This window comes from Arthrobacter pullicola (assembly GCF_014836875.1).
GTDB classification, from domain to species: domain Bacteria; phylum Actinomycetota; class Actinomycetes; order Actinomycetales; family Micrococcaceae; genus Arthrobacter_B; species Arthrobacter_B pullicola.
In genome coordinates this window covers 313,522-334,739 of sequence record NZ_JACSQC010000001.1, presented here as the reverse complement: position 1 = coordinate 334,739, position 21,218 = coordinate 313,522, and the positions used below count along the sequence as shown (strand labels likewise).

Genomic DNA, 21,218 nt, shown 5'->3' with positions numbered 1-21,218 from the left:
CTAGTTTCCCTGCGTTTCGGGACTTCCCCGCCAGATGGGGACAATCCTGCGCGGCGCCACGGCAGGAAAGTCCCAAACCGGAAGGATTGTCTCAAAACGGAGCAAAACACGGACGGTCTGCCGCCACACAGTCCGAACCGCTCGTATGAGAGGGTGAAAAACAGAAACAGCATCCGCCGAAAGCAGGAATTTTGGAAGAGGAACGATCATTCGTGCCGGGCGTCAGCAGGTGGCGGGCGGACGGCAGCAAGCTCACCGGGAACTTCGGAACCTGGCGCGGCTGCGAATACGAGCTTCGGGCTGTCCGGCCGAGCCAGGGCGGAACCCTGACGCTGGTCAGCAGGACCGGCCTGGCTCCCGGCCCTGAATGGAAAACGATCCGCCGGCATCCCAATAATTTCGCCGCAACCCCGGTTGAACACCTTCTCAGCGTGCCCCTTGACGAAGTCTCAGGTGTTCAGGAGGTCGAAGTAACAGGCGACCTGGGCCGGGCGCGGCTGGTCCGAATCCTTGCCGAAGACGCTGAGGGAAGACTCGCGGTCATACAGTCGAGCCAATGGGAGGAATCGGACCAGCGCAGGCTCATCAGCTCTTACGGTTTCCGTCCCTTCTCTGACAACGAGCCTTTGTCGCACCAGAGCGTCGCCGGCTGGATCCCGGCCGAGCGGGTTCACCTCATCCGGCGCACAGTCGAGAATTTCTGACGACCTGCGCCAAGACCCACCCGCTCTTGGGTTCCACGCTCCGGCATGAGGCATGGGGCATACTCGCCCCATGGCCATCACGGACTTTGAGCGCTATCCCCTGACCTTCGGACCCAGCCCGGTCCACCCGCTCCCCCGCCTGAGCCAGCACCTGGGCGGCGGCGTCGAGATCTGGGCGAAGCGGGAGGACGTCAACAGCGGCCTCGCCTTCGGCGGCAACAAGACCCGCAAACTGGAATACCTGGTGCCGGACGCGCTGGCGCAGGGTGCGGACACGCTGGTGTCCATCGGCGGCTACCAGTCCAACCACACCCGGCAGGTTGCCGCGGTTGCCGCAAAGCTGGGGCTGAAGGCACGGCTGGTGCAGGAGAACTGGGTGGACTGGCCGGACCCGCTCTCGGACCGGGTTGGGAACATCCAGCTTTCCCGGATCATGGGGGCGGACGTCCGGCTGGACAGTGCCGGGTTCGACATCGGTTTCCGCAGCAGCTGGGAGGCCGCCATCGAAGAGGTGAAGGCCGACGGCGGCACCCCCTACGCGATTCCGGCCGGCGCTTCCGACCATCCGTTGGGCGGCCTGGGCTTCGCCAACTGGGCGTACGAGGTTCAGCAGCAGGAGCGTGAGCTGGGCATATTTTTCGACACCATCATTGTCTGTACGGTCACCGGCTCCACCCACGCCGGCATGATCGCCGGCTTCGCCGGACAGGACCGGCCGCGGCGGGTGATCGGCATCGATGCCTCGGCGACCCTGCAGAAGACCCGGGACCAAGTGGAGCGCATCGCCCGGAACACGGCGGAGCTGATCGGTCTGGGCCGGGACCTTCGGGATGACGAAATCACCGTGCTGGCGGGCTGGGCCGGGGACCTCTACGGCATTCCGGTGGATTCCACGCTGGAAGCGATCCGGCTCGGGGCCTCGCTCGAGGCGATGATTACCGACCCGGTCTACGAGGGAAAGTCCCTCGCGGGCCTGATCTCCCTGGTGAACAGCGGGGAGATCCCGGCCGGCAGCAGGGTGCTCTACGCCCATCTGGGCGGGCAGCTGGCACTGAACGCCTACAGCGGACTGTTCCGCTCGTAACACTTGCCGGACCCGCCGGAAGGCAGGGTTACAGTCAGCTCATGTTCACCGGCCTCAGCGCATTTCCCCTGACCCCGCTCAAAGACGATTCCGTTGACGAGGCCGCCTTCACCGGCCTCGTCCAGCGGCTCGCGGACTCCGGCGTCGACTCCATCACCGCTCTGGGATCCACCGGTTCCTATGCCTACCTGACCGCCGCGGAGCGTGCCCGGGTGGCGCAGCTGGCGGTGGAGCACGCGGGCGGAGTGCCGGTGTTCGTGGGTGTCGGTGCGCTGCGGACCTCGCATGTCCTGGCCAACGTCCGCTCCGCGGAGGCTGCGGGCGCGGCCGGCGTCCTGCTGGCCCCCATCAGCTATCAGCCGCTGACCGACGACGACGTCCTCGGCCTCTTCCAGGCCGTCACCGCCGGCACGGACCTGCCTGTGATCGTGTACGACAACCCCGGCACCACCCATTTCAGCTTCAGCACGGAGCTGTACGCGCGGATCGCGGAGCTGCCCGGGATCGCGTCCATCAAGATCCCCGGTGTCCCGCGGGATGCAGCGGAGGCCCGCAATCGGGTCGCAGGAATCCGGGCCGTGCTTCCGGAGCATGTCACCATCGGCGTCTCGGGGGATGCGACGGCGGCGGACGGCCTGGCCGCGGGGTGCGACGTCTGGTATTCGGTAATCGCCGGAACCCTGCCGGCCCCCGCGCTGCGGATCCTGCGTGCCGCCCGGGCGGACAGTGCGAACACAGCGGACGAGGCAGACCAGGCGGACCGGGCGCACCAGACGGACAGAGCAGCCGCCGCCGCCGCCGAATCGGCGCGGCTGGCTCCCCTGTGGCAGCTCTTCGCCGAGTTCGGCAGCCTCCGGGTTACGGCCGCCATTGCCGAACAGCTTGGGCTGGCGCCGCACGCAAGCCTGCCCCTGCCCCTCCGCGGGCTGGACAGCAACGGACGTACCCGGGTGGCCCGTGTCCTGGAAGAACTCCGGCTGGCCTGAAAACTGCCCGGTTTGGCCTGACGTGAGCCCGGCCACCGCATTCGGTGACTCCGACCGGAAGTCAGTAGGCTTAGGATCCGCGAAATTGTCCGTTTCGCTGATTGTTGCCAGGAGGAATGCCCATGTCACCGTCCCGCGCCGATCTGCAGCGCACAGCTGCCCGGGTTTTTGGCTGGGAGGATTTCCGTCCCGGCCAGCTGGAAGCGATGGAGGCCGCGTCCACGGGCCGGGACGTGCTCTGCATCATGCCCACCGGCGCCGGAAAGTCCGCCGTCTACCAGGTGCCGGCCATGGCGATGCCGGGGACCGCCGTCGTGATTTCACCATTGATTGCCCTCCAGCAGGACCAGGCGGACGCCATTAACGAGGCGGTTGGCCGTACCGCTGCGTACGTGCTCAATTCCGCGCAGTCCCAGGCCTACTGGGACGAGGCGTGGGCCGCGGCAGAGGGGGACGGCGCCGGTCAGGCAAAGTTTCTTTTCCTCGGTCCGGAGCAGGTGGCCAGGGCGGAAGTAGCGGAACGGCTGCGTGCCCTGGACGTCTCCTTAGTGGTTATCGATGAAGCACACTGCGTCTCCGCCTGGGGGCACGATTTCCGCCCCGACTACCTGCAGCTCGATCTTCTGGTCAAGGCCCTGGAACGGCCCGTCGTCGCCCTGACGGCTACGGCTTCCCCGCCGGTTCGAGCCGAGATCGTGGAGCAGCTCGGCATGCGGAATGAACTGCAGGTTTCCCTTGGCTTCGACCGGCCCAACCTGCGCCTGTCCGCGGCACGGCACGAAAATCCGGAGGACAAGCGGCGCGCCATCCTGGCCCAGACCGCGCAGCTGCCCGGCCCCGGACTGCTCTACGTTGCCACCCGCAGGGAAACCGAGGAATATGCGCAGGCCCTGCAGGAAAAAGGGCTGCGCGCTGATGCCTACCACTCAGGGCGGCGCCACGAGGACCGGCAGCAGATCCATGAACAGTTCCTTAACGACGCACTGGACGTGGTGGTGGCTACGACGGCGTTCGGCATGGGCATCGACAAACCCAACGTGCGGTTTGTGGTGCACGCGGATGTGCCCGACTCCGTGGACAGCTATTACCAGGAGATCGGCCGCGGTGGGCGCGATGGGGAACCCTGTGGGATCTTCCTGCACTACCGGCCGGAAGACCTCGGGCTGCGCCGGTTCTTCGCCGCGAAATCCCCCAACGAGGAGGCGCTGAGCCAGGTCTTCAAGGTGGTGAAACGCCATGATGCTCCAGTCTCCGCGGACACGCTCCGGCAGGACCTGGATATCAGCGCCCGGCGGCTCTCCGGGCAGTTGAGCCTGCTGGAACAATCCGGTTCGGTCCAGGCCAGCGGCGCCGGGTATACCGCGCTGCCTGTGACGGCGGCGAAAGCCGTTCAGGCCGCCGTCGAATTCGCCGAAAAGCGGGAGAACATTGACTCATCCCGGCTGGAGATGATGCGCCAGTACGCCGAAACCGGTGACTGCCGCCGGCGCTTCCTGCTGAACTACTTCGGTGAGGACGCTCCCGACATGTGCGGGAACTGTGACAACTGCGAGCGCGCGGAGGAACGGGGCGAGGAACTGGGTCCTCAGGAACCCGCCGGGGAGCAGCCCTTCCCGCTGCAGTCCGAGGTGACCCACGCAGAGTGGGGCCGCGGCATGGTGATGAGCTACGACGACGGCACCGTGACCGTCCTGTTCGATTCCGAAGGCTACAAAACGCTCTCCGTGGACGTGGTGCTGGAGAAGGAGCTGCTCAGGGCACAGTGACGTCCCGGCCCCTCCAGCGGGCAGCGGTTATTCCGGGACCGGTCGCCAAGGACCGCCAGGTTCCGCCATCCCGGCGGCTGAACGAAGGTCACCCGCCGGGATGATGCCTCAGGCCTGCCTGGCGAGTTCAAGCAGCCGCTGCAGCGCCGCCGCTTCGGTCTGTTCGATGACTTCCTCCGGAGCGCCGTCGAACTGATGTTTGGAGCTGCCCGTGGCGCCCTTGCAGCTCCAGCCAATGAACACAGTGCCGGCGGGCTGTCCCTCCAGCGGGCCCGGACCGCCAGCCCCGGTGGTGGAAACGGCGACGTCGGCTCCGAACAGCCGGGCCGCTCCAGCCGCCATCTCCTCGGCGCACCGCGCACTGACCACCGGACCTGGACTGACGCCCAGCACGGACTGCTTGACCTCCGTCAGATACGCCACGATCCCGCCGCACAGCCACTGCCCGGTATTGCCGCCCTTCCCCAGCGCTCCCGTAAGGTTTCCGCAGGTCAGCGACTCAGCCAGGGCCACCTTCAGCCCGGCCCGTTCCACCTCCTCCGCGATGCGGTGTGGAAGCTCTTCCAACTGTCCGTTTGTGGCGTTCATACTCAGCCGCTGCCCACCCTTTCCGGTCCGCATGCTATTGATTAGTAACGCTACTTACTATTTCACCACCCGCGCGGCACCGGTTGTTGCTCAGACCTGCCGCCGCATAACGGAAAAGGGGTCACAGATTGCAGCCGCGCAACACCATTCGGGTCGCCAGTGTTCCCTCCGGACACGTATACATCCGCCATCTGGACCCGGTCCCTGGCGCCACAGCCGGCCAGGCAGAGAAGCTTCCGAAAGTGGTCCGGCTCCCCGATCCGGACCCCGATTCCCCGGACAATCCCGCGACCGGCAAGTGGTGGCCGCCGGTTATGCTGCACGCGGACTGGATCGACGCCAATGCCGCTTCCTTCGACGTTTTCCACATCCACTTCGGATTCGATGCCCTGGACCCGCAGGATCTGCAGGACGCCGTGACCGCATTGCGCCGGCACGGCAAGCCGCTCATCTACACGGTGCACGATCTGCGCAATCCCCACCACAACAGCCCCGAAGCGCACAACGCGCACCTGGACGTCCTGATCCCGGGTGCCGACGCGTTGATAACCCTTACCGCCGGAGCTGCCGCGGAGATCGAACGCCGCTGGGGACGGACTCCCCACGTGATTCCGCACCCGCACGTCGTCGAACTCGACACGATGGAACAGTACGTCCGCCGGGCGGCGCAGACCCCGCCGGGGCAGGAGTTCCGCGTCGGGGTCCACGTCAAAAGCCTGCGGGCCAGCATGGAGCCGCTGCCCGTGATCCAGGCACTGCTGGACGTTGCCCGGCAGGACGGCGGCATGGTGGTGCAGGTTAACGGGCACAAGGATGTCCTGGAATCCGGCGGGGCCCGGTACGACGCCGGCCTGGCACACTTCCTCACCGCCCAGGCCGCTGCCGGGGAACTTGTTCTCCACGTCCACGATTTCCTGCCTGATGATGACCTCTGGGAGTACCTCGCCGGCCTGGACCTCTCGGTGCTGCCCTACCGGTTCGGCACCCACTCCGGCTGGCTGGAGGCCTGCCGGGACCTGGGCACCGCCGTCGCCGCTCCCGACTGCGGCTACTATGCCGGCCAGGGACCGGTGTTCGGCTACCACCACGACGAAGCAGGACTCGATCCGGAATCATTGAAGGCCGCCGTCCGCGCCGCCCGGCTGGCCGGCCCGCCGGAGCCGCTGCCCACCCTGGCGCGCGCCGAACAGCGCACGGTGATCGCGGCCCAGCACGCGGAAATCTACGCCACGCTCCTGGACCGGAGCGGGGTGCTGCAGTGAGGCTCTGCGTCATCGGACCCTCCCGGTTTCCGATCAGCGAGCCGTTCGCCGGCGGCCTGGAAGCCCACACCCATGCGCTGGTCTCCGCGCTGACCGCCCGCGGCCACGAGATCACGCTTTTCGCTGCCGCCGGTTCCGACCCGGACCTGAGGGTCGAGTTCCTGGACGTGCCGGTGTTTGAAATGAGCGGCGCGGCCCGCCGCGACGTCGGTTCGCCGCCCGAGCAGTGGATGGCCGAACACCATGCCTACCTTTCGCTGATGCTGGACCTCGCCGAGTCCGGCCACCGGAAGTACGACGCCGTCCTGAACACCAGCATCCACCACCTGCCGATCGCCATGTCCCGGCTGCTGCAGGTCCCCCTAGTGACCACCCTGCACACACCCCCGGTCGGCTGGATCGAATCAGCCATCCGGGTCCGCGGTGAGCGCACCCGGTTCATCGCGGTCAGCGCGCATACCCGCGACGCCTGGTCCGGGCTCGTGGACAGCACCGCCATCCTCAACGGAGTCGACACCCGGCGCTGGCAGCAGGGACCGGGCGGCGGCCCGGCCATCTGGTTCGGCCGGATCGTCCCGGAGAAGGGCACGGCACTGGCCATCCACGCCGCGAAGCGCGCCGGGACAGCCCTGGACCTGGCCGGTCCCATCTATGACCACGCATACTTTGACGCCGAAGTCCGCCCCCACTTGGGGAAAGACATCCGCTATCTGGGCCACTTGGATCACGCCGCGCTCCGCCGGGCCGTACAGGGTGCCAGCGCCGCCCTCGTGTCCCCGCGGTGGGATGAACCCTACGGCCTCGTCGCCGCCGAGGCCCTGGCTGCCGGGACACCGGTCGCAGCCTTTGAACGGGGCGCCCTTCCGGAAATCCTCACCAGGGACTGCGGGCGCCTGGCGCCGGCTGACGACGTCGAGGCCCTCGCCGCAGCCCTGCGCGAAGCTGCCGCACTGTCCCGCGATGCGGCCCGGCAGCGGGCGGAGACCTTCTGTTCGCACGAGCGGATGGTGGACGAATATGAGGCGCTGCTGCTCGAGGCCGCACAGGTGGTGGCCGCGTGATCGGCTACTACATCCACCATCACGGCAGGGGACACCTCCGCCGCGCCCTGGCCATCGCCGCGGAGCTGCCCACGGGCAGCGTCACCGGGTTATCCTCCCTGGCCTGCCCGCCTGAATGGCACGGTCCCTGGATCCAGCTGGAGCGCGACGATGCCTCCAGCCAGCCGCAAAGCGTTGACGCCAACGGTTTCCTGCACTGGGTTCCGCGTGATGACGCAGGGCTGCGCGGCCGCATGGCCCGGCTTTCGGCCTGGATCCGGGATGCCGCCCCGGCTCTGCTGGTGGCGGATGTGTCCGTGGAAGTTGCCGTCCTCGCGCGCCTGCACGGGGTACCCGTGGTTTCGGTGGCACTGCCGGGCGTCCGGACAGATCCGGCCCACACTCTGGGATTCGGGATCTCCGACGCCGTGATTGCCGCCTGGCCGGCCGCTGCTCCGGACATGCTCCGCACGGCGGATGCCGGCCTGGCCGGGAAACTGCACCCGCTGGGCGCGATCTCCGGGGTGCCGGTGCAGTCCGGCCGGCTGCCCCGCCGCATTGAGCAGGTCCTGGTCCTCGGGGGCGCCGGCGGCGGCGGGATGAGCGACGACGATATCCAGGACGCGCGCCGCCAGACGCCGGGCGTGGACTGGGTGGCGGTGGGAACCACACCGGACAACCGGACCGGCGATCCCCTCCCCCATCTGCGGGCGGCGTCGTTCGTGGTGACCCATGCCGGGCAGGGGGCGGTGGCCGACGCAGCAGCTGCCGGCATCCCGGCGCTGATCGTGCCGCAGGAACGTCCGTATCAGGAGCAGTTCACCACGGCGCGGGCACTGGCAAAACTGCAGGATCTGCCGGTCATCGTCTCCTCAACCTTCGCCCGGACGGATTGGCGGGAGGTTCTGGAAACCGCCGGAGGGCTGGACGGCAGACAGTGGCACGCCTGGAACGACGGACGTGGAGCGGCCCGCGCCGCGCGGATCCTCACCGCGGTTGCAGACCGTGCCGGAGCACCGGCAGAGGTGGACGCATGAAGATCGCCGTCATCACCCTGGCGCAGGGCCGCCACAGGCACCTGGCCGCCCAGCAGCGGGCCCTGCTGCGGTCCTCACGTTCCGTGGATGACTATGTGGTGGTGGCCATGAACGATCCGGCCGTCGGCGCCCGCGTCCGGGACCCCCGGCTGCCCGGGACAGTCCTGAACGTCCCGGCCTCCGGCAGCAGTCTTCCGCTGGCGAGCGCGCGCAACGCCGGTGCCCAGGCGGCACTGGAGCGCGGCGCAGACCTGCTGGTCTTCCTCGACGTGGACTGCCTCCCCGGCCCGGATCTGGTTTCCGGCTATGCGGCCGCCGCAGAGCAGGCGGGCGGCCGCCTGCTCTGCGGACCGGTGACCTATCTGGATCCGCCCGGCCCGGACGGCTACGACCTGCTCCGGCTCCAGGACCTGGACGCACCACATCCTGCCCGGCCGGCGCCGGAACCGGGCAGCATTGTTCCGGACAGCAATCCGGACCTGTTCTGGTCCCTCTCCTTCGCCGTCACGGCCGAAACCTGGCAGCGGATCGGCGGTTTCTGCGAGGACTACACCGGCTACGGCGGGGAAGATACCGACTTCGCCCGGCTCGCCGGGCAGAAGGGCGTGGGACTGGCGTGGGTGGGCGGATCCCGCGCCTACCATCAGTGGCATCCCACCCAGGATCCGCCGGTGCAGCACCTTGCGGACATTGTCCGCAACGCAAACCTGTTCCACGAACGCTGGGGCACCTGGCCCATGGGCGGCTGGCTGGAGGGATTCCGCCGGCGCGGCCTGATCCGCGGCGGTACCGGCTCCGAGCCGTGCAGGCTAGCCGAACCGGCCCCTCAGTCTGCCCAACCTTCCTCTCCGCTGCAGCAGTCCATGGCAACAGGCATCGACGCCCGGGCAGCGATTAACAACGCCGCCCTTCGGCACGGCAGCGATGTCACCGCCGACAGGCTGCGGAAGGAATAACGCACGGCGTACCCCCGGTGCGGGCCGGGCCGGCTCTCCCGGCCCGGCCCGCCGGGCATCAGGGCATGGCCGCCATGGTCTGGCGCAGCAGCGACGGGATGACACCGCCGGCACGCAGGAGACTCACATCCAGCCCGGTTTCCACGGCTGCCGTGGCGGTGAACTCTTCCCGGTGCCCGTCTGCGGTGTGGAGGATGACGGGGATTCCGGCACGCGGGGCAAGGTCTTCCGCGCCGGCCTGGATCTCCAGGGTGTCACCCGGGCGCATGGCCCTGAGTTTGGCACCGGCTTCCGCCGTGACGGTCAGGGGCAGGATGCCCATCCCAATGAGGTTGGAGCGGTGGATCCGCTCAAAACTGCCGGCCAGGACGGCCCGGACACCGAGCAACCGCTGCACCTTTGCCGCCCAGTCCCGGGAGGAACCGGTGCCAAAGCGTTCTCCGGCCACAACCACCACGGAGTGCCCGTCCAGGCGGTATTTCTCAGCTGCTTCGAAGAGCGGCAGGATTTCCCCGCTGGGGGCGTGCACGGTATGCCCCACCGGCAGCCCGTCCGGGATGCCCGCCGCCAGCTGGTTCACCACGGTTTTGTTATGGAACGCTCCACGCAGCATCACTTCCCAGTTGCCCCTTCGGGAGGCGAAGACATTCAGGTCGTGCCGGTCCTCACCCCGCTCGACCAGGAAATCCGCCACGAACCCCGTGGCGGGAATGGCACTGGCCGGTGAGATGTGGTCCGTGGTGATGTCATCGCCCAGGACCAGCAGCGGATGGGCCGTGTATCTGCCCAGCTGACTGCCCTCCGAGACCGAGGCAAACGGTGGCCGGCGCAGGATGGTGGAGTCTTCCGCCCAGGGGAAAAGCGGTCCGTCCGGTGCCTCGAGACGGGACCACATCGGGTTCCGGACGGCCACGGAAAAGTCCCGGGCGAAGTCGGCGGGATCCTGTCCGCGTTCCCACACCGCATCGATTTCCGCCTGGTCTGGCAGCAGGTCCGCGAGCCTCAGCGGAGCCTGCCCCGTCCCGGCCAGGAAGTCGTAGGTCGTGAGATCCACGTCCGCACGGCCCGCCAGTGCGTAGGCAACCACCAGGGGCGGGGACATAATGAAGCCCAGGTCAAGATCCGGATGCACCCGGCCCGGGAAATTCCGGTTCCCCGAAAGGACCGCCACCGCACGAACCCGCCCCGCATCAACGTTCGATTTAACAGAGCCCTGGAGCGGGCCGGGGTTGCCGATGCAGGTGGTGCACCCGAAGCCGACGATGTCGAACCCGACGGCGCCCAGGTCCTCCAGCAGACCGGAACGCGAAAGGTAGCTCGAAGCGGCCGGTGATCCGGGGGCCAGGGAGGTTTTGACCCAGGGCGCGGGCCGCAGTCCCAGCTGCCGCGCTTTGCGTGCCACCAGGCCGGCAGCGATCAACAGCTTGGGGTCCGTGGTGTTGGTGCAGCTGGTAATGGCGGCGAGCGCGACGGGGAAGCGGGGCATGTCCGACGCCGGTTCGCCCGTGAGCACTCCCTCAGCAGCCAGTGCCTCCGGGATACTGCCCAGGGCCAGCAGGTCCTGGGGGCGGCGCGGCCCGGCGGCGCGCAGCTGGACGGTGGTGAGGTCCACGGTGGTGCTGCGGCTGTACTCGGGGCTGGCCCCGGGATCAAACCAGAAGCCGCACGCCTTGGCGTACTGCTCCACCAGCGCACGCTGGGACTCGCTGCGCCCGGTATGGCGCAGATAGTCCAGCACCTGCTGATCCACCGGAAAGAACCCCGTTGTCGCCCCGTACTCCGGGGCCATATTGGCCACCACCGCACGCTGGCCGACACTCAGGCTGGAGACTCCCGGCCCGTAGAACTCGATGAACTCCCCCGACACACCCATTGCGCGCAGCAGGTGCGTCACCGTCAGCGCCAGGTCGGTCGCCGTCGCTCCGCGGGGCAGGGCACCTGTCAGCCGGACGCCCACGACGTCGGGGATCCGGAGGGTGGTGGGCATCCCGAACATAACGGTCTGGGCCTCCAGCCCGCCCACACCCCAGCCGAGCACGCCCGCTCCGTTGATCATGGGCGTGTGGCTGTCCGTGCCGATCATCATGTCCGGCACGGCCCACGCCGGCCCGCCGGCGCCGTCGTCGACCGTGGTGACCACGGTGGCCAGCTGTTCAAGATTGATCGTGTGCATGATGCCGGTGCCCGGCGGATTAATGCGGACCGTTTCCATGCCCTGCGCAGCCCATTTTAGGAAGCTGTAACGCTCTTTGTTCCGGCGGTACTCGTGGACCAGGTTGCGCCCGGCGGCATCGGGACGGCCGTACTCTTCCACGGCCAGGGAATGGTCAATCGATACATCCACCGGGACCACCGGGTTCAGCACGGAGGGGTCGAGCCCGGCCTCGGCCAGGGAGTTCCGCATTCCCGCGATGTCCACCAGTGCCGGGGTGCTGGTGGTGTCATGCATCAGGATGCGCCCTGGCCAGAATTCCAGCTCTTCCAGGGATGTCCGTGCATCCAGCCAGCCCCGGAGGTTCTCCACCGTCCGCGCGCTCTCCCGGGCGGAGGAATTGCGCAGGGTGTTTTCAGCGAGCAGCCGCAGGACTACCGGCAGGCGGTAAAAGTCCCCGCCCAGGGCCGCGCGGGCGTCAACGGCGCGGAAGTCCTGTCCATTGACCCGGAACTCCGTGGTCCAGTCCTTCGCTGCGGCACCACTCACCATTTCGCCCTCTTTCATCCGTTACAGGTTATAAGCTATACCGAATCTACGCCATCATCGGCCGGCCCGGCCGAAATATGCGGGGCAAACACGGCCCCAACGGCCAGGTGCCAAGTCGACACTTATAGTTCACACGTTATAGGGTATTTTTGTGGCCAGCGTCACAGTGTTTGAAACCCTGCTCATCGATAGTTCCACCGGAAGGAATCGGCCGTGAAGCCCAGCGTCGAGCCCACAGTGCGCCCACGCCTAGCCAGACGCACAGCAATGGCTGTTTTCGCCGTCCTCGGCGCTGCCGCCGTGGTTATGGCGTCGGTTGATGCCTCTGCCAGCGGAAGCGGTGACGATGCGCGCAGCCAGTTGACCATCATCGCTCCGGCCGGGGCCGGCGGCGGCTGGGACGGAGCCGCCCGCGAGGCGCAGCAGGCCATGCGTGCCCAAGGCATCGTCAACAATGCCCAGGTGGTGAATATCCCGGGAGCCGGAGGAACCATCGGGCTGACCAAGTTCGCCGGCATGGAGGGTGAGAACACCACCGTCATGATGATGGGCATCACCATGCTCGGAGCCATCAACATCAACGGCTCCGAAACCACGCTGGAGGATGTCACCCCGCTGGCCCGCATCACCGAGGACTACGACGTCCTGGTGGTCCCGGCGGATTCCCCCTACAACTCCGTGGATGAACTGGTTTCTGACTGGCAGCAGAATCCCAAATCCTTCGCCTTCGGCGGCGGCTCGCTTGGCAGCGTGGACCAAATGATCATCACGCAGCTGGCGCAGGCCAGCGGGATCGACCCCACCGCGGTGAACTACATTGCCTACTCCGGCGGCGGCGAACTGGCCACCTCCCTCATGTCCGGCACCATCAAGGCGTCGGTGAGCGGCTACGTGGACTTCGCGGACCAGATCGAGGCCGGGCGGCTGAAGGCCCTTGCGGTTTCGGCTCCGGAACCGGTGGGGTCCATCGACGTTCCCACCCTGAAGGAACTGGGCTACGACATTGAGCTCACCAACTGGCGCGGAATTGTCGGACCGCCGGGCATCAGCGACGAGCAGAAGCAGGAGCTTCAGGCCATCCTCGCTGAAGTGGTTGATACGCCGCAGTGGCGCGATGCGATCGAGCGCAACCAGTGGACCGACAGGTTCCTGGCCGGCGAGGAATTCGAACGTTTTATTGCCGAGGAGACCTCGGCCGTCAATGACATCTGGAATGACCTGGGCTACTAAAGCCCCCCTAGCGCTGGAGACACCATGACAATCCTGGTTGGATACACGACCACCACTGAGGGAGAAGCTGCCCTCCGCCACGGCCTTAGTGCCGCAGAGTCCACCGGCATGCCGGTGACCATCTTCCCGCTGACGGAGAATCCTCCGGCAGCAGGCAGCGACGCCGCCCTTGAGACTGCATTGACCGCCGGCGCAAAGCTCCTTGAACGCGATCCCCAGGGACGGCACGCGGCAGAGGAACTGCTTGATACCTCTGCGGAAATCGCGGCGCACCTGATCATCATCGGCGTCCGGAACCGCTCCCGGGTCAGCAAGATCATTCTTGGTTCCGACGCCCAGACCATCATCCTGGGTTCCCAGGTTCCGGTGCTGACCGTGAAGGCAGCGTCCGATGACGACTGAGGCACGGGACGGCACAGAAACAGCGGACCCCACCCCGGAAGGCACCACCGCGGACGGTTTCTGGACCGGACGCAGCGGTTTGGTAGTGGCAGGCATCCTGGCTGCCATCGGCGCCTACCTGGTCGCCGGCATTATCACCATGGATGTGCCGGAAGGCGCCAAATCGCCGGGCCCCACCTTCTTCCCGATCCTGATTGCCACGGCCGTCTTCGTCCTGGCAGGTCTTTTGGCAATCCAGACGGTGCGCAACCCCGATCCGAAGCCGGCCGGGCCTGCAGAACACCGTTTCTACACGGACTGGAAGTCGCTGGGACTCGTATTCTTCTCCTTCCTGGCTTTCGCGCTGCTGCTGGTGCCCGTTGGCTGGCTGCTCTCCGCAGCTCTGCTGTTCTGGGGCGTGTCCCGTGCCTTGGGCAGTAAGCGCCCGCTATTCGACATCGGGCTCGCCCTGGTGTTTTCCTCCTGCATCCAGCTGGCCTTCGGCGCCGGACTGGGCCTCAACCTGCCTGGCGGCATCCTGGAAGGAATCTACGGCTGATGGAATCCCTATCCCTGCTTATGGAGGGCTTCTCCCAGGCGCTGACTCCCATGAACCTGCTCTGGGTTTTCGTGGGGGCGTTCCTCGGCACCGCCGTTGGCGTCCTGCCCGGCCTGGGTTCCTCGATGGCCGTTGCACTGCTGCTCCCGGTGACCTTCAGCCTGGATCCGGTCGGAGCCTTCATCATGTTCGCCGGCGTCTACTTTGGCGGCCTGTTCGGCGACTCCACCATGGGCATCCTGATGAATACGCCCGGCGGATCCACGGCAATTGCCACCACTTTTGAAGGCCATCGCATGGCCAAGCTGGGGCGGGCTCCGCAGGCGCTAGCCACCTCAGCCATTGGCGCCTTCATCGGCGGCCTGATCGCGACCACACTGGTGGTTTTCTTCGCACCGAAACTCGCGGACCTCGCCGTGATGTTTGGTCCTGCCGAGTATTTCGCCCTGGCGTTATTCGCGTTCATCGCGACGGCATCGGTCGTGTCCGATTCCGTCATCAAGGGACTGGCCGCTCTGGGCATCGGCTTGGCCCTCGCCGTCGTGGGCATCGACGGCATTTCAGGTGCCTCCCGGTTCACTGCGGATATGCCCCAGCTCTTTGACGGCATCAGCATCATCGTCATCACGGTCGGAGTCCTGGCCCTGGGTGAGGTCCTGCACGTTGCCTCCCGGATCCACCGGGATCCCGCCCTGTCCGCGATCGCTGTTTCCGGCCGCCCCTACCTGTCCAAGCGCGAGTTCCGCGAGGCTCTGCCGGCTTGGCTCCGGGGAACCGCCTTTGGCGTGCCCTTCGGCGTCATCCCCGTGGGCGGCGCCGAAGTGCCGACCTTCATGGCGTACGGGACGGAACGGCGGCTGGACCGTAAACGCCGCAACCCGCAGTTCGGCAAGGGAGCCATCCGTGGTGTGGCCGCTCCGGAAGCCGCAGGCAACGCCACCTCCGGCACCGCGATGGGTGCCCTGCTGGCGCTGGGCCTGCCGACCTCCGCCACGGCTGCGATCATGCTGGCTGCCTTCCAGCAGTACGGCCTGCAGCCCGGGCCGCTGCTCTTTGAACGCAACCCGGACCTGGTCTGGGCACTCCTGGCCAGCCTCTTCGTGGGCCTGGTGATGCTGCTGGTCCTTAACCTGCCGTTCGCCCCGCTCTGGGCCAAGCTGCTGCTCATTCCCAAGCACTACCTGTTTGCCGGCATCACGGTCTTTTGCGGCTTGGGCGTCTACGCGACCAGTGCCGCGGTGTCTGACCTGCTGATTGTCCTGGCCATTGGCTTCCTGGGCTTCATTCTGCGCCGCTATGGTTTTCCGCTGGCCCCGATCATGATCGGGGTGGTGCTCGGCCCGCTGGCGGAAACCAGCCTGCGGAACGCAATGATGTCCAGTGGCGGCGAGGTTTCGATACTGGTCAGCAGCCCCATCACCTGGGCTCTCTACGGGGTCCTGGCCATCGTCATCATCTACACGCTCTGGCGGAGAATCACCACGCGCGCCCGGGCGGACGTCTAGGCCCTTTCCGGGGCGGACACCGCGTGGCTGCTCAGGCCCCGCGGTGTCCGCCGCCGCAATTCCGCCCGGTCCCGGTGCCCAGCGCGCCGGTAGGCTATAAGAAACAGACTATTTCGGCTGTCGTTCCTGCGTCGGTTCCGTAGGAGGGGCCCGCCAGGGACAAGGAGTCAGCCGTGCCAACCCCTCCTGTTGCTTTGACCAAGAGCGCCTACGCCTATGAAGAGCTTCGGCGGCGCATCCTCACCGCGGAAATCCAGCACGGTTCGGTGATGAGCCAGGCTCAGATGGCCCACGATCTGGGCGTCAGCACCACCCCGCTCCGGGAAGCCCTGCGGCGGCTGGAAGCTGAGGGCCTGGTCCAGCTGGAATCCCACCGGGATGCGCGGGTAGCCGCCCTCACGGCGGAGGAGGCCGGCAACCTCTACGTCATCCGCGAAAACCTCGATCCGCTGGCAGCCGGCCTGGCCGCAGAGAGCAGGAACCAGGCGGACATCAGCGCCATCAAGGATTCCCTCCGCCGGCTGGTCCCGCTGAGTGACGCCAATGACCTGGCGGCGATGACGGCGCACCGGGAGTTCCACCGCAGCATCTACACCGCGTCCCATAACCCGCTCCTCACCGGCATTCTGGAGGGCCTCTGGGACAAGGCGGACCGTTACCGGCAGATTGGGCTGCAGAGCCAAAAGGACTCCCGGACGGATCGGGCCAGGGTCCAGGCTGAGCACAAGGAAATCGCGGCAGCTGTCATTGCCGGGGATGCCGGGGCAGCCCGGGCCGCGATGCACCGGCACGTTGTGGGAAGCCTGGGACGCCGTGCCATTGAGGTGCTGGCGTCCAGCACGGACTGACCCGCCTGCGCTTCCCGTGGCCGGACGGCAGGTCCGGCTGTCTTTCGGCTCCCTGCCACTCCATCCCCGACGTCCACGGGAACCGTTCCCAGCCGGGACGGGGCTGTGTAGCCTCGGGTGCACTGCAGCCGCAGCTGGCCTGAGATCAAAGGAGATCGTCCATGCCCAACCTCGCCGGAATCCTGACCGATACTGCCGCCCGCGCTCCGGGGAACACCGCCCTCCAGCTGGACGACACTGTGATCAGTTACCAGGTGCTGAACGCCATGAGCGCCAAGATGGCCGGCCTGCTGCGCGCCCGCGGCGTGCAGCGCGGCGACCGCGTGGCGCTGATGATGCCCAACATTCCTCCCATGGCATCCGTCTATTACGGGGTTCTGCGCTATGGGGCCGTGGTGGTGCCGATGAATCCCCTGCTGAAGGCCCGCGAGGCCGCCTACACGCTGCAGGATTCCGGTGCCAGCCTGCTCTTCGCCTTCGAACCGGTGCTTCCCGAAGCGGCCGCAGGTGCCGGGGAAGCCGGCGGCGTGGACGTGATCCCGGTCAACGCGGACAGCTTCCGGCAGCTGCTGGCCGACACCGAAGCGGACGACGCCGTTGCGGAGGTCGACGGCGAGGACATCGCCGTCGTCCTCTACACCTCCGGCACCACCGGCCGGCCCAAGGGAGCCGCGCTGACCCATAACAACCTGCGCAGCAACGCCGAGGTTGCCAAGGACCTGCTGGGCATCACGGAAACGGACGTGATCTTCGGCGGGCTGCCCTTCTTCCACGTCTTCGGACAGACCGCCGCCCTCAATGCGGCCGTACTGGCCGGTGCCGCCATCAGCCTGCTCCCCCGGTTCGACGCCGGCCGGGCGCTGGAAATCATCGAGCGGGACGGGGTAACTCTCTTCGAGGGGGTGCCCACCATGTATATCGGCATGCTGCGCCACCCGGATGTGGCAACCCGGAACATCTCCTCCCTGCGCGAGGCGATTACCGGCGGAGCAGCGATGCCGCTCGAAGTCCTGCGGGAGTTCGAAGAGGTGTTTGGCGCGGAGCTGCTGGAAGGCTACGGCCTGTCCGAGACCTCCCCGATCGTGTCCTTCAACGTTCCCGGCGGGGAGCGCCGTCCCGGATCCATCGGCAAACCCGTGTACGGGATGGAGGTGCGGATGCTCGACGACGCGGGCCACGACGTGCCGATCGGAGAGATCGGTGAACTGTCCGTCCGGGGCCTCGGCGTGATGAAGGAGTACTGGAATAACCCGGAGGCCACCGCGGCAGCCATCCCCGACGGCTGGTTCCGCACCGGTGACCTGGCCCGGTTCGATGAGGCCGGCAACATCTACATCGTGGACCGGAAAAAGGACATGATCCTGCGCGGCGGCTACAACGTGTATCCCCGCGAGGTGGAGGAAGTCCTGTACGAACACCCTGCCGTCGCGGAAGCCGCCGTCGTCGGAGTCCCCGATGAACTCAACGGCGAGGAAGTAGCTGCCGTGATCGGGCTCAAGTCCGGGGCCCTGCCGGGCGATGGCGCCGCGCGGGAAGCGCTGGCCGCTGAAATCCTGGCGTTCGCCAGGGACCGTCTGGCTGCGTACAAATACCCGCGCAGGATGATCTTCACCGACGAACTGCCCAAGGGTCCCACCGGCAAAATCCTCAAGCGCGAAATCCAGATCCACCCGATCCAGGGAGCCCAGCCGGTCCAGGGAATGCAGGGAGCCCAGCCAGCCGCCAGTGAAGCGCAGGCCGACCCGCTCGGAGCCTGAACCGGGACCCCCGTACGGCAGGACTCAGCGGCCCACCTTGCCCATAAGCCCGGCGACCGGACGCAGGAAGACCGGCCGTGCCGCCACCCAGGCCACCACCATCACCACCACTGAGGCCGCAAAGAACCAGAACCCGGTCCATCCGGTGCCGTCCGAGGCCGCGTACATGTGGTTCAGGTTCCGCAGCGCGCCGGTGGTAAGCACCAGGGTGACGTGCACGATGATGAACAGAACGAAGAAGGCCATCACGGGAAAGTGCACCGCCCGTGCCGTTTCAATGCGGAGGAAACGGTTGATCCGCGCTTTCGCCGGCCAGGACGGGGACATCCGCAGGCCGGAGATGATTGCCAGCGGGGCGGCGATAAACACGACCGCGAAGTAGGAGAGCAGCTGCAGGCTGTTGTAGTTCACCCAGCCGTTTTCCAGGGGCCACTCCAGCGAGGCGTACTGCAGCGCCGTGGAGGCGGCGTTCGGGAACACATCCCAGCTGGTGGGCACCAGCCGCATCCAGTGGCCGGTGGCGAAGATCAGCACATAGAAAATGAGACCGTTCAGGACCCAGAGCACATCCAGGCTGAGGTGGAACCACAGGTCCAGGCTGATTTTCTTCGGCTGGTTCCTGGTGCGGATCAGTCCCTTGTTGTTCCGGGTCCAGGAACCGACCGGCCGCTGCCGGGTCCGGATGAGCCAGCCGGACCGGATAATCAGCAGGATCAGCAGCGAGTTGAGGAAGTGCTGCCAGCCGACCCACGCCGGAATTCCGACCGGAGCGCCGTCGGGCAGCTCGGAGAACCCCGGGTACTCGGTGAGGAAATCCTGCAGCGCAGGGGTGTCCCGGAGCCAGCGGGCAGCCAGCACAACACCGGCGAGGACCAGCAGCGCCGCGGGCACCATCCAGGCCAGTTTCAGCCAGCGGGACCGTGGGGCAGTTCTCGGCGGACTGGGACTCATTTGGTGCCTGCCGTCGGCTGCGTGGTTCCCCCGCTGCCGGAACCGGCGAATTCCGGCCGGACCTCCGGCAGCACGCAAGGATCAGTCTTCACGGTTTCCCCCGTTGGTCGAGCCGCTTCGTTGCCGGTGAGCCTACCGGAGATGGGCACTAGGAGCGCCGTTGTCCGGTTACTTGGTCCGCGCCAGTCGCCTGGGCTTCCGCTCCGGTGTCCGGCAGGTCCGTGTGCTTGTCAGACCGGACCAGGACCAGTCCGGTGACAATCAGGGCCCCACCCACCAGCTGGATGGTGCGCGGAAGTTCGGAGAGCAGCAGCCAGGCCCACAGCACGGCGAAGAGCACTTCGGTGAGGGAGACGAACGAGGCAATCCGGGGTCCAAGGGCGCGTGCGGCAATGATGCCGGTGACGTAGGCCAGCACGGTGGAGAGCAGCACCAGGCCGATCAGCGGAACCCACCAGCGGGTGACCCAGCCGGCGAGTTCAACGTCGGCGGTGCTGAACCCGGTGGGCAGCAGTCCGGTGAGGCCAAGCAGCACCATGGTCCCGGCGCCCACCAGCAGCCCGCCGGTGGTCAGCACAAGCGGCGGCAGTGTGTCGTTTTGCTTGGCGGTAATGAAGAAGTACATCGCCAGGCAGACGGCGGCAGCCAGGCCCCAGGCGATGCCCAGCGGATCAACCCGCAGGTCACCCCCCAAATCCAAAACAAGGACCAGGCCGACGACGGCGGCCGCTGCACCGAAGATGGTGGCGGTCCCGGGGCGGCGGCGGCTGCGGAACCAGATCCACAGCACCATCAGCACCGGCGCCAGGAACTCCAGCAGCAGGGCCACGCCGACGGAAAGCCGCTCCACGGCATTGAAGTAGAAGAACTGGCATCCAGCCACTCCCACCAGGCCGAACAGCAGGATGGTTTTCCAGTTCTGCCGCACCTGGTACCAGCGGCCGTGGAGCGCGATGAGCGCCGGGACCAGCAGCACCAGGGCGGCTCCGCCCATGCGGAAGCCGACGGCGGTTGCGGGCGTCCAGCCGGCCTCCATCAGCGACTTGGCGAACGATCCGGAAAGGCCGAAGACAGCGGAAGAAAGGAGGGCTATCAGGATTCCGGACGCTCCGGCGGGCGGCAGCGGGCGTGCCGTGGACGTGGGCTTTTCCATGCCGGACCTTTCGAGGAAGACGGCCCGCCCCCATGGACAGTGTCACGGGCTGGTCAATGCTGGTGTCGCTGGTGTCAAAGCTTGTCACGAGCTAAATGGGCCTATGCTAGTGACACTAGGGTGGCCGATGTCAGGAGTCAAGATGCTTTTCACTTATGACACCGAAGTGGCACTGACCAGTGCCGCGGCTCTGGTGAACACTGCCTCCGAAGACCCCGATCCGCTCTCCGGCGACACCGGCCTCACGCGGTTCCTGGCCCAGGAGGGCTTCTCCGGATCCCGGACCCATACTGCCGCCGAGCGGCAGGCGGTACTGAGGCTGCGCGCAACTCTCCGGAACCTCTGGGCCGCCGGCGAAGAACCGCTGGTTGAGGGCATCAACCAGCTCCTGCGTACTTCCCGCGCGCTGCCGCAGCTGGTCCGGCATGACGGGTGGGACTGGCATCTGCACTGCACTCCCCCGGAGGCTGCCCTGGCTGACCGGATGGCGACGGAGGCGGCCATGGCGCTTGCCGACGTCGTCCGGGCCCGGGAGCTGGGCCGGCTCCGGGTGTGTGCGGCTTCCGACTGCAGCGATGTTCTCATTGACCTCTCCCGCAACCGCTCCCGCAGATACTGCGGAACCGGGAACTGCGGCAACCGGGAGAACGTCCGGGCGTACCGCCGACGGCAATCTGCCTCCATGACAGGCACAAAGTAGCCTTACGAAT

General features: G+C 67.0%; 19 protein-coding genes. 15 read left to right on the top strand and 4 right to left on the bottom strand.

All coding sequences use genetic code 11. The features are described from left to right. Nucleotides 1–191: 191 nt before the first annotated feature. The 4 genes from H9638_RS01600 (at nucleotide 192) to H9638_RS01585 (ending at nucleotide 4,540) form a co-directional block, all read left to right on the top strand. Complete coding sequence (locus H9638_RS01600; protein ID WP_191745429.1) at nucleotides 192–704, top strand: hypothetical protein; 513 nt, start codon at nucleotides 192–194, stop codon at nucleotides 702–704. A gap of 70 nt (nucleotides 705–774) precedes the next feature. Beyond that, nucleotides 775–1,788 (top strand): 1-aminocyclopropane-1-carboxylate deaminase, encoded by a 1,014-nt coding sequence (locus tag H9638_RS01595; RefSeq protein WP_191745428.1) that lies wholly within the window; start codon nucleotides 775–777, stop codon nucleotides 1,786–1,788. A gap of 41 nt (nucleotides 1,789–1,829) precedes the next feature. Next, entirely contained in the window at nucleotides 1,830–2,774 is a 945-nt protein-coding gene (locus tag H9638_RS01590) for a dihydrodipicolinate synthase family protein (protein WP_191745427.1), read from the top strand. Nucleotides 2,775–2,896: 122 nt separating this feature from the next. Continuing rightward, on the top strand, nucleotides 2,897–4,540 hold the full coding sequence (locus H9638_RS01585) for a RecQ family ATP-dependent DNA helicase (RefSeq protein ID WP_191745426.1): 1,644 nt from the start codon (nucleotides 2,897–2,899) through the stop codon (nucleotides 4,538–4,540). Nucleotides 4,541–4,648: 108 nt separating this feature from the next. On the opposite strand, the gene H9638_RS01580 is transcribed toward H9638_RS01585, so the two are convergent. Continuing rightward, nucleotides 4,649–5,128, bottom strand: a complete 480-nt coding sequence (locus tag H9638_RS01580) for a CinA family protein (RefSeq protein WP_191745425.1) — start codon at nucleotides 5,126–5,128, stop codon at nucleotides 4,649–4,651. 128 nt (nucleotides 5,129–5,256) lie between these two features. Here H9638_RS01580 and H9638_RS01575 point away from each other — a divergent pair, with 128 nt between their 5' ends. The 4 genes from H9638_RS01575 to H9638_RS01560 are packed head-to-tail and all read left to right on the top strand — an operon-like array spanning nucleotide 5,257 to nucleotide 9,423. Then, entirely contained in the window at nucleotides 5,257–6,390 is a 1,134-nt protein-coding gene (locus H9638_RS01575) for a glycosyltransferase family protein (RefSeq protein WP_191745424.1), read from the top strand. Next, nucleotides 6,387–7,451: a glycosyltransferase gene (locus H9638_RS01570; protein WP_191745423.1), complete on the top strand. Its 1,065-nt coding sequence runs from the start codon at nucleotides 6,387–6,389 to the stop codon at nucleotides 7,449–7,451. The genes H9638_RS01575 and H9638_RS01570 overlap by 4 nt, the downstream gene beginning before the upstream one ends. Continuing rightward, a complete protein-coding gene (locus H9638_RS17025; protein WP_191745422.1) occupies nucleotides 7,448–8,467 on the top strand; it encodes a glycosyltransferase in 1,020 nt (339 codons plus the stop codon). Before H9638_RS01570 ends, H9638_RS17025 begins: the two co-directional genes overlap by 4 nt. Further along, nucleotides 8,464–9,423 carry a glycosyltransferase family 2 protein gene (locus tag H9638_RS01560; RefSeq protein ID WP_191745421.1) on the top strand — a complete coding sequence of 320 codons (960 nt, stop codon included), beginning with the start codon at nucleotides 8,464–8,466 and terminating at the stop codon, nucleotides 9,421–9,423. The genes H9638_RS17025 and H9638_RS01560 overlap by 4 nt, the downstream gene beginning before the upstream one ends. Before the next feature lie 58 nt (nucleotides 9,424–9,481). Here the strand turns inward: H9638_RS01560 and acnA are convergent, their stop codons facing one another. Beyond that, on the bottom strand, nucleotides 9,482–12,142 hold the full coding sequence (acnA, locus tag H9638_RS01555) for an aconitate hydratase AcnA (protein ID WP_225216869.1): 2,661 nt from the start codon (nucleotides 12,140–12,142) through the stop codon (nucleotides 9,482–9,484). Nucleotides 12,143–12,391: 249 nt separating this feature from the next. Between acnA and H9638_RS01550 the strand changes: the two genes are divergently transcribed. From H9638_RS01550 to H9638_RS01525, 6 genes are all read left to right on the top strand, one after another. Beyond that, nucleotides 12,392–13,354, top strand: coding sequence for a tripartite tricarboxylate transporter substrate binding protein (locus tag H9638_RS01550; protein ID WP_191745420.1), 963 nt, complete (start codon nucleotides 12,392–12,394; stop codon nucleotides 13,352–13,354). Between the two features lie 24 nt (nucleotides 13,355–13,378). Further along, nucleotides 13,379–13,756, top strand: coding sequence for a universal stress protein (locus H9638_RS01545; protein ID WP_191745419.1), 378 nt, complete (start codon nucleotides 13,379–13,381; stop codon nucleotides 13,754–13,756). After that, entirely contained in the window at nucleotides 13,746–14,294 is a 549-nt protein-coding gene (locus H9638_RS01540; protein ID WP_191745418.1) for a tripartite tricarboxylate transporter TctB family protein, read from the top strand. Before H9638_RS01545 ends, H9638_RS01540 begins: the two co-directional genes overlap by 11 nt. Continuing rightward, a complete protein-coding gene (locus H9638_RS01535; RefSeq protein WP_191745417.1) occupies nucleotides 14,294–15,799 on the top strand; it encodes a tripartite tricarboxylate transporter permease in 1,506 nt (501 codons plus the stop codon). Before H9638_RS01540 ends, H9638_RS01535 begins: the two co-directional genes overlap by 1 nt. 173 nt (nucleotides 15,800–15,972) lie before the next feature. Beyond that, nucleotides 15,973–16,647 carry a GntR family transcriptional regulator gene (locus H9638_RS01530; protein ID WP_318241743.1) on the top strand — a complete coding sequence of 225 codons (675 nt, stop codon included), beginning with the start codon at nucleotides 15,973–15,975 and terminating at the stop codon, nucleotides 16,645–16,647. Nucleotides 16,648–16,808: 161 nt separating this feature from the next. Then, complete coding sequence (locus tag H9638_RS01525; protein WP_191745416.1) at nucleotides 16,809–18,404, top strand: long-chain-fatty-acid--CoA ligase; 1,596 nt, start codon at nucleotides 16,809–16,811, stop codon at nucleotides 18,402–18,404. 24 nt (nucleotides 18,405–18,428) lie between these two features. On the opposite strand, the gene H9638_RS01520 is transcribed toward H9638_RS01525, so the two are convergent. Both H9638_RS01520 and H9638_RS01515 read right to left on the bottom strand, forming a co-directional pair. Then, nucleotides 18,429–19,355 carry a cytochrome b/b6 domain-containing protein gene (locus tag H9638_RS01520; RefSeq protein WP_191745415.1) on the bottom strand — a complete coding sequence of 309 codons (927 nt, stop codon included), beginning with the start codon at nucleotides 19,353–19,355 and terminating at the stop codon, nucleotides 18,429–18,431. A 148-nt stretch (nucleotides 19,356–19,503) separates the two neighbouring features. After that, nucleotides 19,504–20,508, bottom strand: a complete 1,005-nt coding sequence (locus tag H9638_RS01515; protein ID WP_191745414.1) for an EamA family transporter — start codon at nucleotides 20,506–20,508, stop codon at nucleotides 19,504–19,506. A gap of 142 nt (nucleotides 20,509–20,650) precedes the next feature. Here H9638_RS01515 and H9638_RS01510 point away from each other — a divergent pair, with 142 nt between their 5' ends. Continuing rightward, nucleotides 20,651–21,208, top strand: a complete 558-nt coding sequence (locus H9638_RS01510; RefSeq protein ID WP_191745413.1) for a CGNR zinc finger domain-containing protein — start codon at nucleotides 20,651–20,653, stop codon at nucleotides 21,206–21,208. Nucleotides 21,209–21,218: the final 10 nt, after the last annotated feature.

Excerpts from the sequence above, each read along its gene's own strand:
- H9638_RS01595 (WP_191745428.1), top strand. The coding sequence starts at position 775 with ATGGCCATCACGGACTTTGAGCGCTATCCCCTGACCTTCGGACCCAGC.
- H9638_RS01590 (WP_191745427.1), top strand. The coding sequence starts at position 1,830 with ATGTTCACCGGCCTCAGCGCATTTCCCCTGACCCCGCTCAAAGACGAT.
- H9638_RS01585 (WP_191745426.1), top strand. The coding sequence starts at position 2,897 with ATGTCACCGTCCCGCGCCGATCTGCAGCGCACAGCTGCCCGGGTTTTT.
- H9638_RS01580 (WP_191745425.1), bottom strand. The coding sequence starts at position 5,128 with ATGAACGCCACAAACGGACAGTTGGAAGAGCTTCCACACCGCATCGCG.
- H9638_RS01560 (WP_191745421.1), top strand. The coding sequence starts at position 8,464 with ATGAAGATCGCCGTCATCACCCTGGCGCAGGGCCGCCACAGGCACCTG.
- acnA (WP_225216869.1), bottom strand. The coding sequence starts at position 12,142 with ATGAAAGAGGGCGAAATGGTGAGTGGTGCCGCAGCGAAGGACTGGACC.
- H9638_RS01550 (WP_191745420.1), top strand. The coding sequence starts at position 12,392 with ATGGCTGTTTTCGCCGTCCTCGGCGCTGCCGCCGTGGTTATGGCGTCG.
- H9638_RS01545 (WP_191745419.1), top strand. The coding sequence starts at position 13,379 with ATGACAATCCTGGTTGGATACACGACCACCACTGAGGGAGAAGCTGCC.
- H9638_RS01540 (WP_191745418.1), top strand. The coding sequence starts at position 13,746 with ATGACGACTGAGGCACGGGACGGCACAGAAACAGCGGACCCCACCCCG.
- H9638_RS01535 (WP_191745417.1), top strand. The coding sequence starts at position 14,294 with ATGGAATCCCTATCCCTGCTTATGGAGGGCTTCTCCCAGGCGCTGACT.
- H9638_RS01525 (WP_191745416.1), top strand. The coding sequence starts at position 16,809 with ATGCCCAACCTCGCCGGAATCCTGACCGATACTGCCGCCCGCGCTCCG.
- H9638_RS01520 (WP_191745415.1), bottom strand. The coding sequence starts at position 19,355 with ATGAGTCCCAGTCCGCCGAGAACTGCCCCACGGTCCCGCTGGCTGAAA.
- H9638_RS01515 (WP_191745414.1), bottom strand. The coding sequence starts at position 20,508 with ATGGAAAAGCCCACGTCCACGGCACGCCCGCTGCCGCCCGCCGGAGCG.
- H9638_RS01510 (WP_191745413.1), top strand. The coding sequence starts at position 20,651 with ATGCTTTTCACTTATGACACCGAAGTGGCACTGACCAGTGCCGCGGCT.